Annotated in this window: 14 protein-coding genes, 1 tRNA gene and 1 other RNA gene; 5 read left to right on the top strand and 11 right to left on the bottom strand. The window is 50.0% G+C overall.

Annotation, left to right across the window (positions count from 1 at the left end; translation table 11 throughout):
• The first annotated feature begins 27 nt into the window (after positions 1-27).
• A complete protein-coding gene (locus IQ22_RS13810) occupies positions 28-1,830 on the top strand; it encodes an SGNH/GDSL hydrolase family protein (protein WP_145142953.1) in 1,803 nt (600 codons plus the stop codon).
• Between the two features lie 12 nt (positions 1,831-1,842).
• Positions 1,843-2,604, top strand: coding sequence for a hypothetical protein (locus IQ22_RS13815; RefSeq protein ID WP_145142955.1), 762 nt, complete (start codon positions 1,843-1,845; stop codon positions 2,602-2,604).
• 326 nt (positions 2,605-2,930) lie between these two features.
• On the opposite strand, the gene ssrA is transcribed toward IQ22_RS13815, so the two are convergent.
• The 6 genes from ssrA to IQ22_RS23190 all read right to left on the bottom strand — a co-directional run bounded on the left by ssrA (position 2,931) and on the right by IQ22_RS23190 (position 8,668).
• Positions 2,931-3,284: a transfer-messenger RNA gene (gene ssrA / locus IQ22_RS13820) on the bottom strand.
• 307 nt (positions 3,285-3,591) lie between these two features.
• Complete coding sequence (locus IQ22_RS13825) at positions 3,592-3,777, bottom strand: hypothetical protein (RefSeq protein ID WP_145142957.1); 186 nt, start codon at positions 3,775-3,777, stop codon at positions 3,592-3,594.
• Positions 3,778-4,081: 304 nt separating this feature from the next.
• The gene (locus IQ22_RS13830; protein WP_145142960.1) at positions 4,082-4,759 is read right to left on the bottom strand and encodes a potassium channel family protein; all 678 of its coding nucleotides are present in this window, start codon (positions 4,757-4,759) and stop codon (positions 4,082-4,084) included.
• Positions 4,749-6,083 (bottom strand): TrkH family potassium uptake protein, encoded by a 1,335-nt coding sequence (locus tag IQ22_RS13835; protein WP_244309157.1) that lies wholly within the window; start codon positions 6,081-6,083, stop codon positions 4,749-4,751. Before IQ22_RS13835 ends, IQ22_RS13830 begins: the two co-directional genes overlap by 11 nt.
• A 487-nt stretch (positions 6,084-6,570) precedes the next feature.
• On the bottom strand, positions 6,571-7,896 hold the full coding sequence (locus IQ22_RS13840; RefSeq protein WP_145142964.1) for an MFS transporter: 1,326 nt from the start codon (positions 7,894-7,896) through the stop codon (positions 6,571-6,573).
• 601 nt (positions 7,897-8,497) lie between these two features.
• Positions 8,498-8,668 carry a hypothetical protein gene (locus tag IQ22_RS23190; RefSeq protein ID WP_158635435.1) on the bottom strand — a complete coding sequence of 57 codons (171 nt, stop codon included), beginning with the start codon at positions 8,666-8,668 and terminating at the stop codon, positions 8,498-8,500.
• Positions 8,669-9,197: 529 nt separating this feature from the next.
• Between IQ22_RS23190 and IQ22_RS13845 the strand changes: the two genes are divergently transcribed.
• Positions 9,198-9,470, top strand: coding sequence for a hypothetical protein (locus tag IQ22_RS13845; protein WP_145142967.1), 273 nt, complete (start codon positions 9,198-9,200; stop codon positions 9,468-9,470).
• A 591-nt stretch (positions 9,471-10,061) separates the two neighbouring features.
• Here IQ22_RS13845 and IQ22_RS13850 read toward each other — a convergent pair.
• Both IQ22_RS13850 and IQ22_RS13855 read right to left on the bottom strand, forming a co-directional pair.
• On the bottom strand, positions 10,062-10,406 hold the full coding sequence (locus IQ22_RS13850; RefSeq protein ID WP_145142969.1) for a hypothetical protein: 345 nt from the start codon (positions 10,404-10,406) through the stop codon (positions 10,062-10,064).
• A gap of 192 nt (positions 10,407-10,598) precedes the next feature.
• On the bottom strand, positions 10,599-11,654 hold the full coding sequence (locus tag IQ22_RS13855) for a hypothetical protein (protein WP_145142972.1): 1,056 nt from the start codon (positions 11,652-11,654) through the stop codon (positions 10,599-10,601).
• Positions 11,655-12,086: 432 nt separating this feature from the next.
• Here IQ22_RS13855 and IQ22_RS13860 point away from each other — a divergent pair, with 432 nt between their 5' ends.
• Together IQ22_RS13860 and IQ22_RS13865 are read left to right on the top strand one after the other, a co-directional pair.
• Positions 12,087-12,560 carry a hypothetical protein gene (locus tag IQ22_RS13860; protein WP_145142974.1) on the top strand — a complete coding sequence of 158 codons (474 nt, stop codon included), beginning with the start codon at positions 12,087-12,089 and terminating at the stop codon, positions 12,558-12,560.
• Positions 12,561-12,815: 255 nt separating this feature from the next.
• The gene (locus IQ22_RS13865; protein WP_145142976.1) at positions 12,816-14,159 is read left to right on the top strand and encodes an esterase-like activity of phytase family protein; all 1,344 of its coding nucleotides are present in this window, start codon (positions 12,816-12,818) and stop codon (positions 14,157-14,159) included.
• Between the two features lie 94 nt (positions 14,160-14,253).
• Here IQ22_RS13865 and IQ22_RS13870 read toward each other — a convergent pair.
• The 3 genes from IQ22_RS13870 to mobA all read right to left on the bottom strand — a co-directional run bounded on the left by IQ22_RS13870 (position 14,254) and on the right by mobA (position 15,293).
• Positions 14,254-14,330 (bottom strand) — tRNA-Pro (locus IQ22_RS13870).
• A gap of 78 nt (positions 14,331-14,408) precedes the next feature.
• Positions 14,409-14,630 (bottom strand): YgdI/YgdR family lipoprotein, encoded by a 222-nt coding sequence (locus IQ22_RS13875; RefSeq protein WP_145142978.1) that lies wholly within the window; start codon positions 14,628-14,630, stop codon positions 14,409-14,411.
• A 75-nt stretch (positions 14,631-14,705) separates the two neighbouring features.
• Positions 14,706-15,293: a molybdenum cofactor guanylyltransferase MobA gene (gene mobA, locus IQ22_RS13880; RefSeq protein WP_145142980.1), complete on the bottom strand. Its 588-nt coding sequence runs from the start codon at positions 15,291-15,293 to the stop codon at positions 14,706-14,708.
• Positions 15,294-15,371: the final 78 nt, after the last annotated feature.

The following is a 15,371-nucleotide window of genomic DNA, read 5'->3' on the forward strand; positions in this document are numbered from 1 at the left end:
GGGCTTTTGCTCGTCTGGAGAAAAGTTATGCCCGAATACAACACCGGCAACCCTTTAGGTTCTATGGACCCGCGAGACCTCTTTGATAACGCCAATCTATTGGATATAGCCGTTAATAGTGAGGAAAGCACGTTTCAAGACCGTTTAGGGGTTGCTCGAAAAACCTTTGCAGGACTAGCCGCAGAGGGACGCGAAACATTTTTAGAAATCGCCAAGAGTGTTGGCAGTCGTCAATACAGTACAAAGGCGGCAATGGATGCGGATCTTTCCCCGCCTGAATCGTGGGGAGCTATCGTTACAAACGATCCGATAGCGGAAGATAATGGCTGGTACTACAAGAGCGGGGCTAGCGGCAACGGCAGCTGGGTTAAGCTTGCTAACCAGCCAGTTATTAAAGCCGAATTTGATTCTTTGATTCGTGCTGATACTCAATCTTCATCTGAGGGTGAGTATTTTGCGATTATTGATGAAGAAAGTTCTCAGATAGCTAGATTAACAAGTAAGCGATTAATAGCCCTGCCTTTTGAGATTGCATCCGAAAACGATAATGTTGAGATCTCTGATGAAGAGGGCGGAGTCTCGCTTTATTTTGATGCGACTACGGCTCAACTAGGGCCATTAGAAATGCAGGTAACGTCTGACCCGGGTATTTTTATCACAGATGATGACGGGCAAGTAATAAGGGTACTTAGTGATCCAGACAAAGAAACACGGTCACCCCTTGAAGGTAATTTATTGTTTCAGCCAACACTGGCTGTTAGCCCTACTGATGAATCAAGTATTTATGTGCAAAGCATATTGTCACGCCGTGAACTTGTATCGTCGGTTGTTGCTACATTGGCCAGCACGAGTAATAGCTCTAGCAAAACAGGTACAGTTCTTCCGCTGACTTCACAATATGGAGACTCGCCGGTTCTAGTCTTTAGAGACGTAAATTACCCAGACGAGCATCGTTACCTACCATTAACAGTGCGAACAGTACCTGTTCAGTCGCCCGTTAAAACGGTCAAGATTCTATTCATAGGTGATTCGATCGGTAACCGGCAAGGTCCTAAACTTATTACTCAGTATATAAGCCAGCTAGGGTTCGCCGCACAATTTATAGGGACCATAAATTCGGTATCTGCTGATGCAGGCAACGATAGTTTAGGTGCTCTTTGTGAATGTCGAGAAGGCTGGGAAACGGGCGACTTTACCTACGCAATAACTGATCGAGTTAAAATTATTGCGCCTGGAAGTGAAGCGGCTTATCTCTCGTCCACCAAGGACGCCAAGTGGCCTCAGAATCCATTCCTAAGAGTGGCAACAAGTAGCGATCCTGCCTCAATTGTTCGCAATGGCTATGTATTTGACTGCCTGTTTTATCAGCAAAGATTTAGTCTTGAAACGCCGGACATTGTTATCAATGCATTAGGAACAAACGACATTAGGGATAGAGATGACAATACTATTTATAACGATGTTTATAGCAACGATATGCTTATGCATTCGCAGATCGCTGCAGCATGGCCTAATGCAAAGATTATTAGAACTCTGCCAGGCACAGCTATCAACTCAGTCCGTAATACTTTATGGTCAACCCGCTACAGTTCGACAATAAAAGCAATGCAGCAGGCCAGCAAAGACCTAGCCAACTCATCAATAACGATTGCTCCGCTGTGGGCAATGATGAATCCAGAAGCTGGGTTTTCTATTCCTACCACAACTGATGCTACTGGTTTTATAAGAGGCGATTGGGCTGATCCTGTTCATTTAATAGGGTCCTCACGACATTCCTATTATCAGGCGATGTCACCTTTTGTAGCCGCGGCTGCACTTAATCTTATTTAAAGGAAAATATACATGGGCATTAAAATTATTTCTCGTGGCACTGTTGCGCCTTGGTATAGCAAAGTTATTCCTCCTGTGACGCGCGGTATTGAGGGGTGGTTTACATTTGATACAGACGCAAGCAGGTTTAGCTTTAACCGGGCTATAGGCAAAAATGATGCATCTATTGTTGGGGCTCCTACAGCATTCGCTACGCATGGTCGTTTCAAAAGTTTGACAAACTTTATTCAAACGCAAATTGGAGAGACGGCCGCCCAGACGTTAATCGTAGTTTGTAGAGCGGCTAACCCAGTGCCAGCAGGAGCCTCGGGAGGTGGGGACGCTAATACCCCATTCTTTGTTGGCAATTACTATGGGACAAGCCAGACCGCTGGCGTTACGGGCAATGCTTTTGGTGTCAACGTATTCTCCACATCGGAAACGTCAATAACGGGGACGGCTGCTCAAGATAATGGCTCAGGGGCAGCTACCGCAGGCGGGACAGTCCTAAGTGGTGACACTCCAACAAATTGGGCGATTCGAGGAGTTAGAGCTGACACATCAGGCACTACGACATTTAACTCTACGCGTGGAACAAGTGCATTTCGGGCGGCCACCGGGGCGAGAGTGCTCTCAAATACTAAGTTTAGGATTGGCAGCGCAACGACAGCGTTTGCTGCTGAGGCAGATATTTCAGCAGTAGCTATATATTCAGTAGCTTTAACGGATGCTGAAATCGCGCAAGTTGCGTTAGCTATGCGTAAACGCATGGCACGTTTAGGTATCGCTGTTTAGCAGCCTTGCTTCCTGACGTATCGTTATCGTCAGGAAGCTGACGACCATATAACCTGGCGATCATTAGCGAGATGGGGAAGGGGAAATAGCTTGTACCACTTTTCGTACCACTCGATGGGGATTCGAGGGGGATGGCGGGGTGTCATGCTGCGCAGGAATCCCCTCTGCGGAGCATTAGCCATACTCCAGCTATGTCACACATGCACTTTTTAGCAGGCAACAAAAAAGGTTGCTGAAATGTTGTTGAAGCGGGCCTCAATCGACCTTAACTCACAACAACCTTCAGCAACCTTTTCTGCGGAACCCCTGATGTTTCGGGGCTTGTATGGTGGAGGCGGGGGGATTTGAACCCCCGTCCGCCAGCTCTCCGCTCTTGGCGCTACATGCTTAGCCCAATCTACTAGAGTTAACCCTTAGCGACCCGATGGGCAGGGTGCGTAGGGCGATCTGCATAAGTTTTAGCCGTTACGTCTGCAGCGAACTTGGCGGCGATCCTGTTCTGTCTGACAGTCGTTTCGGGTTTACAGGCATCCCCTAGCGACTGCTAGCCGCGTTAAGCAGCTAGAGCGTAGTTGTCGTCGTTGGCAACTATAAGTTTGCAGCAGCTAATTTACGAGGTCTGCTACCAGCTCGGCATGCTCCTCAAGTTTTGTTACCGGCGTCGAATCCTAATCGCCCCCTTGATGAGACTGCTCACTGTATAAAACTACAGCCGGTTTGTCAAGAAATACTGCTTTGCAAACATCGGCTTAGCTCGCATCAAGGCTTTGTACTCTTGATAACGTATTCAGTAAGCAGTCATCTATATGGAGATTGCGATCGAATTTTCAAGGTGATGAAGTGATAAGTTTTTAGTAGAGCATGACCGGCCGCTGAAGCGTCATGCGGTCTGCTGTTAGATATTTTGGAAAACACGAAGTCTGGTCTAGTGAGCTAAACGAAGAGATCAATCCTTTAGAGGAGCAACAAAGGCGGCAGTTAATCAACTCAGAGTGTTTCCGCCTCTACTGAGGCAACAAACACACGCGGCTCCTTTCCAGGTTGAGCAGTTGCCGTTATTAATACAGGCGTTCGCCGTGTGGCGTTTGTTTGCCGTGTCGGTAAAGGCATGTCACATCCATGCAGCAACAACGCGACCAGAGCTTGAGCCGAGAGACAATCTGAGCGTTGCATAGTCTGTTACTCCTGTAGCAATGAGTAGGGACTTGCGTTATGAACATGGACAGTTTGTAGTCGAATGAGCATAGGTCTGCGTTGAGATAATCGCCACTTTTTAAGGGCAAAAAAAGTGCCGTTGATCTATCGAAAGATCATAGCCAAGAGTAGGCATGAAAGAGTTGCGCTGCGTCAATAAAGGTAGGCTCTTTCGTGTTGACAGAATGCCGTATTGTGAAAGAAGCCTGGCCTATAAGCGAAGTAGTGACGCCCTGCGACAGAAGGTCAAATGAAGGGCTGGCAACGCCCTTCAGATAGAGCGCTACATCAGAGCCGAGAATTTTTCGACCAGTTTGGTTGTGCCCGCCACGATCAGAAAATCGCCTTCATGAATCTGTGTATCTGCCTTGGCATAAACAAAGTCTGTCTTGGGGCGTTTAAGTCCGATAACGGTCACGCCGTAGCGTGTGCGGATAGCTGATTCGGTTAAGGTTTTTCCATGAGCCTCTCGCGGTGCTCCGGTTTTGGCAATGGCGAACCCGTCATCGAACTCAATGAACTCAAACATCTTGCCGGTTACCAGATGAGCAACACGCTCGCCCATTGCTGCTTCAGGATAGACAACGTGATGAGCGCCGATTCGCTCTAGAATCTGCCCATGCTTTGCGCTCATGGCTTTGGCCCAGATGTCCTTTACACCCAGCTCCTGAAGAGCCAATACCGTCAGGACGCTGGCCTCGAGATCGCTACCAATGCCTACGACGGCATGTACGAACTCATCGACTCCTAACTGGCGCAGCGCTTCGATATTAGTGCTATCAGCTTGTGCGACATGAGTGAGTCGATCCGACCAGTTTTGGACGAGCGTCGCGTCTTCGTCTAATCCCAGTACTTCATGTTCTAGGTCAATCAAGGATTCGGCGACGGAGGCACCAAAACGGCCTAAACCGATAACGACCACGCTGTCGGTACGGGGCGAAGAAAAGAATTTATCCAACAATGGGACGCTCCTCCGGATAACGATAAGGTTTGCTTCGGCTACGCAAGGCTAGGGCAGTGGCAACTGTAATAGTTCCAACGCGGCCTACAAACATCAGCGTGATAATAACAACCTGCCCGAGTGGGGGAAGGTCGGCCGTTATGCCGGTGGACAGTCCAACAGTGGCGAATGCCGAAATTGTTTCGAATACAATTTTCTCCATAGAGAAGGGCGTTATGGTGAGCAGAATGAGAGAGGCGAGCGAGACCATAGCGGTGCCTAACAGGACGACGACCAAAGCCTGCCGCTGGGTTTCAGATGCAATCCGCCGGTTGAATACAGTGGTGTCGGTATTTCCACGAATTTCTGCCCAGACGACGAAGAACAGCAGAAAAAATGTCGTTACTTTTATTCCTCCAGCTGTTCCTGCGCTACCCCCGCCAATAAACATCAGGATGTAGTGAACAGTCAGTGTCTCCGTATGTAACTGGCTGATGTCCAGGCTGTTGAACCCTGCTGTACGTGCTACGGCGGAGTGGAACAGCGCCGCTAGTATTTTAGCCCCTGTTCCAAGTGGCCCCAGTGTGGCGGGATTTCTCCATTCATAGCCTAGAATTGCTACGGTTCCGATAATCAGTAGGAGTGCTGAGCCGAGCAGTGTGATGCGCGTATGGACAGACCAGGGCCTCGCCTTTCTGAGCGTATTCTTGAATTCATACAAGACAGGGGAGCCCAGGCCGCCAATAATAAGGGCTATTGTAATAGGCAGGATAACGACAGGATCTGCAACGAACCCCATCAAGTTGTCGGAGTAGGTGGAAAACCCGGCGTTATTAAATGCAGAGACGGCATGAAAGACACCGTTCCACAGCGCAGCAGTCCATGGTTCATGATAAGCAAAGTGCAGATGCAAAGTCAGAAAAGCCGCCACACTGAGTTCGACGATCAGCGTGACGGTTACGACCAGGCGCAGTACTTCGATAATATCCCCCAGGCCGAGCAGGCGGGTTTCGGTCTGGGCCACCAGGCGACTGCTTAATTGCAGCCGACGGTTTACCAACAGGCCCAGTAAGGTCGCGCCACTCATAATGCCGATCCCGCCAATTTGGAACAGAATCAAAATGATGGTCTGACCAAAGCCTGTCCAATAGGTAGCGGTGTCCACGGTGACAAGCCCAGTAACGCAGGCAGCTGAAACGGCTGTAAACAGTGCCGTCAGTAAGGGAGCACTACCTTCGCCTGCACGCGCCATAGGCAACATGAGAAGTGCGGTGCCTATGGCAATGGTAATCAGAAAAGCCAGCGGCACGAGCCGCGCAGGGTGTTTTATCGTATCTCTCGGCAAGGGAGCATCCTGGCAATACATGAATCACTGTTTCGGCTAGCCGTCCGTAAGCGGCATGGCATAGCGGATATCTCTGTTATGAGACCACAACCGAAGAAGCACGTCTTCAGAAAGCGCGGGCCGCTCTGCTTTGAGGCACTACGAAGAGCTGGCAGGCTCGAAATCCTAAAGTCTGGAAGGAAACTATAGATAACGTACGTATTCTTGCTAAATGATGGTTAATCTTTTGATTTTTCCAGCTGCGACAGATTTGCCGAGAACATTTAGCTTTTAATACCAAGGGAGAGGGCTACGGAGTTTATACAGGCTGATACCGGCAAATCTTTAGCCGTTGTTCTCCCTTACCGGTTGTACGCAGAGTGTAGAAGGGCATAGTGATTCTTATAGTTCAATCCGAATCCGAAAATACGATATGAGCCTTAAATTTTATTAGCAAAAGCCCGCCTGTTTTTTGCCAGGCGGACTTTTGTGCAGATACCAATACGGTTTATACGGTCTCAACTTCCCGAGGTGCCATGAAATATAACCAGATCAGAGCTACGAAGTAGCAAACCGGAATTAGAGTAAACAACACGGCATAGTTATTATGGGTTGTGGTCAGTACATAGCCCACCAGTTGAGTCATAAACATACCGCCTACGGCACCTATCATACCGCCGAAGCCGAAGACCGTACTGATCAAGTGCTTGGGCGTGTAATCCATGACCATGCTCCAGATATTGGCCGTCCAGGCTTGATGCGCGCCAATGGCGACCGAGATTGCAAATACGGCCATCCAAAGTGTGCTTGCGTTGGCCGCTAGAATAACCGTGGTGATACAGGTAGCGAATACCATCATGGAGGTCAGTCGGGCTTTAACCGGAGCCATACCCCGTCCGATCAAAAAGGAGGATAGCGCTCCACCACCGATACTGCCGACATCTGCCGTCAAGTAGATGACTATCAGCGGAATGCCCATCTGGACCACACTGATGCCTAAGTCATAGCGCTGGTTAAGAAAGGGCGGTAGCCAATAAAGATAAAACCAGAAAACCGGTGCCGTAATGGCAAAAGCTAATGCAAACGCCCAGGTGCCGCGCATACGTATGATTCGAGTAAAAGGAACACGCTGCGCTTCTGGCTCTTTTTCGCTCTGGACATAGGCACGTTCACGTTCGTTAACGCGGGGATGTGACTCCGGATTGAAGTAGTTCAATGCCCAGAATACCAACCAGACAAACCCAAGGGCAGCAATACACAGAAAGGCTGCCTGCCAGCCCCAAATTGAAAGAATAAACGGAAGTAGGAGCGGGGTCACCATAGCCCCTACATTGGTTCCAGCATTAAAGATACCGGTAGCCATGGCTCGCTCTCCGGCAGGAAACCAGAGGCGAGTAGTCTTGACGCATGCAGGGTAATTAGCGGCTTCGGTCATGCCCAAAATGAACCGGCAGATCATAAAGCCTACGGCAGAGCTCACCAATCCATGGGCGCCTGTTGCCATGCTCCAGAGCAGCACGGCTAAAAAGAAGGCTCTCTTCACGCCTACTTTGTCGATAAAGCGTCCTTGTAGGACGAAACCAATGGCATACCCGACCTGAAACCAAAAATTGATATCAGCATAATCCTGAGCTGTCCAACTCATTTCTTTGGCTAAAATTGGCTGCATGATGCCTAGTGCAGCGCGATCGATGTAATTCAACGTAGTAGCAAAGAAAACCAGCGATAACATGTACCAGCGCGTATGGCCAACGGCAAAGGCGCCACGAATTTTAGCACGTACGGAAACAGGCTTTTCAGAAGAGGGAAGAGATGTACTTTTGGAGTGAATCATAAAGATAGCCATTTAATGAAAGAGCATGACTGCATGCCATGCGTCTTAACGTATTGACTGAACCGGATGTTCGCCTCAAGCCCTAACGACTAACAAAGCCACTAGGGTGATAAAGAGGGAAAGTAAACAGTCACCGTACAGGAGCTAGGCTGTGAGTCAGAGACAAATGGACTTAAAGACAGAGGGACTGAAGATAGAGGCAAGGACAAAGGCGTGCGGGCGATATTGGAATTGGATTACAGACATAGGGCATCTACCGAATATTCGTTTTGTTATAACTGGCTTGAGCGGCAGGATAACAGCTGGACGCAAGCAGCCTGCCGTAAGCGGCGTGAGTGCTTGATCAATAGTCTTTGTCCTTAAAAACAGCGTCAATTCCATAAGCTAGCTATTGTTCGATCAGCGAACAAGATTAGCTAACTAGGTACATACATGAGCAAGGTATGTCATTACAGCAATAAGAATTGAAACGTAAACGAATATCAATACAGCCTTACGGTATGGCTTTGCTTAGCGCCAAGTATCTAAAAAGGTTCAGCCTGACGAAGCTATACAGAGTTTAAACAGGAGGGGCCGATTCCCTGGCCTCTACGTATAGACGTTAGGTTGGCTCACTGCCTTGCCAAAGCCAGAAAGCTGCACTGGCCACGGTCAGGCACAAGGTAAGCCACAGATCCTTAAACCAGAAATAAAATTCGTTACTAACGTACTGCCAAGGCAGCATCAGCATGATGAGCCCTACTACTGTCAGTAGGGCTATAAGTCGGTTCATAAATATTCAAACTGCCAGTAAGTAGGACGAAGGCTCAAACAGCCTGAATCTGTTGAGCACAACATAAGGAAAGCTATTGATAACAAAACTGTAACGTGTCAGCCAAGAAATAAATGATGTCTAAATGATATTATTTTTTGTGATGGCCTTCATGTTATTGGTTAGATAGTTAAAACAAATCGTTTTCCCAGATCAGGAGATGCTAGCCCTGCTGGCAAGCGCCTATAAAAAAGCCCTGACGAATCAGGGCTGAGAGAAAGAAGCAAGCAGTAAGTAGGGGTGAACTGCTTGCCATAGACCTTATCGATGATATCCGAGAAGGCTTGAAGAAAAATGATGAATGGTTGTCTTGCCTACCGATACAGATAAGCTTGGCAGTCGTGCCCTGTTATGGGAATCCGTTGCACCACTATGTAACGGAAATGAAAAGCTGAAACATTTACAAGCTAGAAAAGCCGCTCTAAAAGCCGTGATAAATATGGTATGTGGATTGCTTTTCCTTGGGAGCTATTTCGCAAGGAGTGCGTAAATGGAAGTAAGCAGAGCACTAGTTGAATGCATGCTGACCGTCCGTCGTCACCTGCGCGACGAAGGGTTAGGTAATTTTACGCTTCAAAGTAAAGAATCGATTCATAACATGATCGTGGCTTGTGCGCTTTCACAGGATGATAAAACGCGTGCGCTAGGTATACGCTTGCAGGTATTAAGTGGTTTGCCTGAGCCAGTTACAGAGCCCTCTTTCAAGGCTAGTGCTGAGTTTCTTGTTGATCATCAGAAATATACAGGACCCTTGCGGGGCTGATTGAGGTGGCTGGAAAGCCGCTTGCTGGCAGTAAGAAGGGCCCCGTCCTTGGGGCAGCATGCTCAGCCAGGCAGTAGATATCCTTAGCCCGCCTGGCATTGAGCGTATCGGTAGTCATCTCAAAAGCTTTAGCAATTTTTGGCGAGTAAGGGCGAGACCTTTGTCGCGACGATCATGATTCATTAAGGCGAAACCGCCGGGCATTACCTGACCATAATCGCTAGGAGGACTAATGCGCTCCGCCATTACAGGAGTGGAATGGTAGCTTTCCAGACAAGGGGCACTGCGTAAGCCTACTTGGCAGCCGTACCGAACAGGACAATACCAAGCCAGCTCAACAGGCAGGTAGCGCGTCCGCGAGGAGAACCTGGCGTGATGTTTTGTGCCGCGAAAACATAAGGATAATTGTTAAAACAGCGAGGCCTTTTACGCCTGCCAGAGGCGTTTAACGAGCTTAATGTGGGAGCGCTCCTGATTACAGCCACTATTATTAGCAGAATCAGAGCACAGCGCTGTTGAATAATAGTTAAAGGCATTATTTCTGGAGCGGCGGGGTTCAAGCGGTGATGTATGCGTCTGGCTGACAGCGCTTCACTTGTAAGCTGGGCTTGGCTTTACCGGCAGGTTTAGCGTATTGGCTGCTGCCTGTGCAGAAATAGAAAACGCAGCTTTTAATTGTCGTTCGATGTCCGTCAAAACGGTTTCAAAGAGCATGTGATTGGCAAGTTGGCCAGATGTGAGTCGCCAGACCCGCGGATGACTCCGTCCATCGAGGGATGTCGCATAAAGGGTCAGGCTACCATCCTCATGAAAAGTGGTTTCTATGTGGCAATATCCTTTGGAAAGCGCGAGAAAATTGGATAACGACTTCATGCGGCAGCACTTCAAATAAACGAACGATGCTGGCTTAGAGAAGGTTCTTTTAAATTCATTCACTGATGGGGCGGTTGCTCGTCGTTTTGCTTTCGCCTTTTGTCCCGTCCCTTATTTTTGAGCGTGATGACATGCGCTGGCGAGCCGGCTAGCGCCATCCGCACCATTGGGAATACGTTTCGCTACATGGGTTCTAACTGCTTCGAAGGGCTCATGGGGAGAGCCCTTCGAAGGATTCAATGCCCTGTCGTTTGTTTATTGTTGTACTACCGTGGCGATGTTGCCCGTGCCGTCCTGGATAATGGTGCCGGAAGAGCGATCTAGCGTCAGCGTAGCCTCATTCGCGGTTCCGGTCTGGCTGATATAGGCAGAGTAGGGGCCTCCTACGCCTAACTCGCCTCCTAGCTGGGTCAAGTTCGCCAGATTGCCATCACCGTTCTGATACACCTCACCATGAACGTTATATCCTTCTTGAGAAACATTCACGATGTTGTCATTACCGATCGAGCTGCCGATCAAGGTACCTTCGATCGTGGATTGCATTGCTGTCAGCTCGTTTCCGCTACCCTGCTGTGTAAAAGCAAATTCGCTAAAGCCTGAGTTCTGGCTAACCGTGGCACGATTGTTTTCACCGTTCTGATCCAGCGTGATTGAGCGGGCAAAATAGCGGTTGGCGCTCTGCGAGACATCAGCTGTATTGCCGGTACCCGTCTGGTTAACAAACGTACGGCCACTGGCGAAGGAAACGTCTTGCTGCAGCGTAATAGCATTGTTATCGCCCGTCTGGGTCAGTTCGGCATATCCACCCGAGTCTTGGCGTACATCAAGCGTATTTCCCGTACCAACACTGGAGGCTAACAATTCATTCCCACCATAGCCGACTTGCTCGATGGTATAGACGTTATTACTACCTTCCTGATACAGCGTGGCGGCAGAGGCATTGGTACTTTGATCCAGCGTGATGGTATTGGTGTCACCTAATTGAGTAACCTGGGCGGTATGGCCCATAACATCGCCTTGCTGATAAACAGACGTGGTATTACCTGTCCCTTCCTGCTGAAGGCTAACGCTGTTGCCACTGGACTGCTGATCCGTCGTTACGGTATTGCTACTGCCGATCTGCACGATCGCCGATAGGTTGTCGTCACCGTTCTGTGTCTGCGTGGCGGCATTCATATCACCGCCACTCTGCTCCAGTGTGGCCTGGTTGTTGTTACCGGTCTGCGTCTGGTTCGCGCTTTGATTGGCTGCAAATGCCTGGCTGGCAAGGGTTAACAGAATCAGTGCAGCAAGGGGCTTCAAAGTAGACATGAGTGCTTTCCCTGTTTGTCAGAAGTAATGAACGCTCTGGAGAGGTAACGTCGAAATACCGTTTGACTACTCATGGATGGCTCTCCGATTGCCATCTGTTCAAGCTTTCTTCATGAACGCTGTTCTAGTCATAGGACAGCCTGGCAAGCGTTCACTAGATCAGTGGAGGCGGGTATCCATCGAAGGATGGATAGCGACAAGCGGTAGCGGCATATTTCTTACTGCACGAGAAGAACCGTACAGGTACAAGCAGGTAGGCATCAGCTACCAGTACAGGCTTGCTTGGGCCTGCATGCTAGAGCCATGCGCGCTATAAGCCGCCATACAGGTTTCGTCACGCTAGCCGATATGTGGGGAAGCTGCCTTACGACATGGTCACTTCTTATGAAATCCCTACTGGGTCTCTGTTCCTCATGGGCGGAGTACTATTTCATGAACACTTTTTTTCACAAAGATGGAAGTCTGACGGTTGTAGCTCGTCCTACCAATGGCGGCAATTTCCTGATTTGGCAATTACTTAGCGAACAAGTTAAAAAACGCGAGGTCTACGACGCGCTGCTCGATCAAATCGAGAGAATGCTCATGAAAGGACTCGTGGTCCAAACAGGTGGATCTAAGCAGGTAGGGATGAAAGAGTTTGTAAGTCAAGAAGCGTTACAGCATGAACCTGCTGGCAAAATGATCCTAGGTCGTCTCAAAACGCATACCGATTTACGGACACGGCCTTGGGCATTTGAAAACGGGTGTGCAAATGAGCATTTCATTTATGCCGTTTTTGTAAGTACGGATGCTAGTAGCCGAGGGCCGGACAGAGTAGCCATCATGGCAGCCATGTCGCGACGAGGCAAATGGGAGCTATCGCACAGCATCAGCCGTTCGAGACCTATGCTGCGTCTGGTGAAGTAAGGCATCCATTGTCAGACAGGTTGTTCGTAGAGCGAAGAGGCCCATGGCCAAGCTCACGTCTTTGTTGAATAGCAGAAGAACGATAGTCACCGCAGCTGCGTACTACTCAAAACAGTTGAGGATGGCACGGGCGTTAATAAAGCAATCTTGTGCCATCTGTTTGACACACTCTCTTCGTAATGTGCTGTCTCGCTCTGGTCGCATCGAGTCACTGTTTACGGCCAGTACATACCTTTTCTGGACGGAGACAGAATAATGAAAATACCAAAGCCGTTGTGGATTGCCCTTGCTACGGCGTTATCAACACAAGCACTTGCTGCTAATACCAATACATTGGTTGGCTGGGCTGCTATGCCGCCTGCGACTTTTTCCGATGGGCCGACATCTGGCCAGTTCGTGAGCGCCAATCCGTACGGCACCTTCTTGCCGCCTTATACAAACCTTCAACCAGTTCAGGGCTTTTCGGCCGTACTGCCTGGCGCTGATGGCAACAACTTTCTTTTCCTGACGGATAACGGCTTCGGTGCTCAGGCTAATTCAGCCGATACACTGCTCCGGCTTTACAGCGTACATCCGGACTTCAAGACACGACGGGGCGGTACGGGAACGGTTACGGCCAGCAATGCTGTCACAGGAACCTCCTTGGCGCGCTTTACCGAGCCGTCGCGTATTACCTTGAACGATATCAATCAGAAGCTGATGATTCCGCTGCAGGCTGATATCACGCACTACTACGACAAGGATGCAAATCCAGCAGTCGACCCGCAGATTCAATTTGGCCGGTTATTGACGGGCGCTGATCTCGATGTCGAATCGGTGCGCCAGGACAAGCACTGCGCACTATGGTTTGGCGATGAGTTTGGCCCTTATCTCATAAAGACGGACGCTTCCGGTACGGTTTTACGCAGCGAGATTTCCTTGCCGGGCGTGTATGCCCCTCAGCACAAGGACGTTGTGGCAGGGAAAGCTACCTCTAACCTGGGTGGTTCGGGCGGTTTTGAGGGCATGGCAATTACTCCGCGCGGCGACAAGCTTTACGCACTATTGGAAAAGCCCGTGGAAGGCGATCCAGCTAATCAGCTACGTATCAATGAGTTCGATATCGACCGGGAGCATTTCACAGGCGTTACCTATTTTTATAAGTTACAGGTGGCTGGCCATGCGATCGGCGACATGACGGCTATCGACGATAATCGCTTCCTGGTTATTGAGCGTAATGGCGACACGGCTACGAATGGCGTTCCGTTCAAACGTATCTTTCTGATCGATACGCGTGGTATAGCGGACGGTGGGACGGTTAAAAAGACAGAACTGGTCGACCTGATGCGCCTCGATGATCCTTACGACCTGAACGGTGATGGCGCGAAAACATTCACTTTCCCTTATGTAACCATCGAAAGCGTTCTTCCGCTGGATGAGCGAACCCTGTTGGTCGTCAACGATAATAATTTTCCAGGTGGGGGAGGCCGTGAGCAGGCGGCTGACGTTACGGAGTTTCTTAAGATCCGACTGGCTAATTCCATACCCGGCCTGTCTGCAGCATCGTTCGGAAAAAAGGCACGTACACTGTGCGGACGTGGTGAACGGCAGGACAGCTGAGGCCATTAGCTTTGCCTTTATCATAGGCTTGAAACAACAAAGCCCGCACGAGGCGGGCTTTGTGAGTTCAGTTAAAGATGACTGAACGGGATATTGGTCGGAGCGACTGGATTCGAACCAGCGACCTTCTCGTCCCGAACGAGACGCGCTACCAAGCTGCGCTACGCTCCGAAAGATGGCGCGCATTTTACCTAAAAACTTTTGATCGACAAGGCTTTAGCCGAAAAATTTTCAGGCACTACAGGGGGCTTACATTTCTTCGATGGTGCGCACCTGGTCCTTATTAATCTTGGCTGGTTTGCCGTCAAGCTGCTCAAATTCATAGAAGCCGGACTCTTCATCGTACTCAGGCGTGTCTACTGCCTGGATACGGCGTCCATCGGTGAGTGTAATAACCGACGGGGATGAGCATCCCGCCAGAATAGTGAAGCCCAGGGCAAGCAGGCAGGCCGGTAGGATCCGAGTGTTCATGTGCAGTCTCCTTGGTAGCGCACGTTCGCTCCATTCGACTGATGACGGTGAGGGGGGTTCCTGATGACTGAAAGCCTACTGAGAGCTGTCGGTCAGGCTGCGCTCATCATTCATGTTAGCCAGGCGCTTATCAGTTTCTTCAAGGTGAAGAGCCTGCGCTTTCAAAGGAAGTAGAACTCCCCGCGGACTGCGCTCGCCTGCTTGCCAAGCCTTTTCCACTTTGCTGCGCAGCGCCGTCGGTATCACGCTGAAAAGCGGCTCCCAAAAGCTGCCCTGACGTACCATGATTGGTTGATCCGGTGTTTGACGAGCGCATTTGGCCAGTTGATGAAGAAGCGCTGCGTCGATTCGAGGAGCGTCGCAAGGCAATACGATGAGCCAGCGGTGTTGCGCTACGGCCAGACCGGCCCGGATGCCAGCGAGCGGGCCGGGAAAATCAGGCTCGGCATCACTGACGAGTCGGTCGGCATACGGGGCGTACTGGCCAGCGTTGCGGTTGCAAGAAAGAATCAGGTCATCGGTCAAAGGACGTATGACGCGATGCATGTGCTCTACCAGCGGTAGGCCTTGCCATTCTACGAGGCCTTTATCCCGTCCGCCCATGCGTTGCCCACGGCCGCCGGCCAGGATAAGGATGGAGCAGTCGACGAGGCGAGAAGACATCGTAAGTCCAGTTTATGAAAAGGAAGCTAGTGTAACGCGCCTGCCAATAGCTGGGCGACGGGGTGTCCCGGCTGCACG

Origin of the sequence: Pseudomonas duriflava (genome assembly GCF_007830155.1) — a bacterium.
GTDB classification, from domain to species: Bacteria; Pseudomonadota; Gammaproteobacteria; order Pseudomonadales; family Pseudomonadaceae; genus Chryseomonas; species Chryseomonas duriflava.

Coding starts and splice junctions, on each gene's coding strand:
- IQ22_RS13810 (WP_145142953.1), top strand. CDS start 28: ATGCCCGAATACAACACCGGCAACCCTTTAGGTTCTATGGACCCGCGA.
- IQ22_RS13815 (WP_145142955.1), top strand. CDS start 1,843: ATGGGCATTAAAATTATTTCTCGTGGCACTGTTGCGCCTTGGTATAGC.
- IQ22_RS13825 (WP_145142957.1), bottom strand. CDS start 3,777: ATGCAACGCTCAGATTGTCTCTCGGCTCAAGCTCTGGTCGCGTTGTTG.
- IQ22_RS13840 (WP_145142964.1), bottom strand. CDS start 7,896: ATGATTCACTCCAAAAGTACATCTCTTCCCTCTTCTGAAAAGCCTGTT.
- IQ22_RS23190 (WP_158635435.1), bottom strand. CDS start 8,668: ATGAACCGACTTATAGCCCTACTGACAGTAGTAGGGCTCATCATGCTG.
- IQ22_RS13845 (WP_145142967.1), top strand. CDS start 9,198: ATGGAAGTAAGCAGAGCACTAGTTGAATGCATGCTGACCGTCCGTCGT.
- IQ22_RS13855 (WP_145142972.1), bottom strand. CDS start 11,654: ATGTCTACTTTGAAGCCCCTTGCTGCACTGATTCTGTTAACCCTTGCC.
- IQ22_RS13860 (WP_145142974.1), top strand. CDS start 12,087: ATGAACACTTTTTTTCACAAAGATGGAAGTCTGACGGTTGTAGCTCGT.
- IQ22_RS13865 (WP_145142976.1), top strand. CDS start 12,816: ATGAAAATACCAAAGCCGTTGTGGATTGCCCTTGCTACGGCGTTATCA.
- IQ22_RS13875 (WP_145142978.1), bottom strand. CDS start 14,630: ATGAACACTCGGATCCTACCGGCCTGCCTGCTTGCCCTGGGCTTCACT.
- mobA (WP_145142980.1), bottom strand. CDS start 15,293: ATGTCTTCTCGCCTCGTCGACTGCTCCATCCTTATCCTGGCCGGCGGC.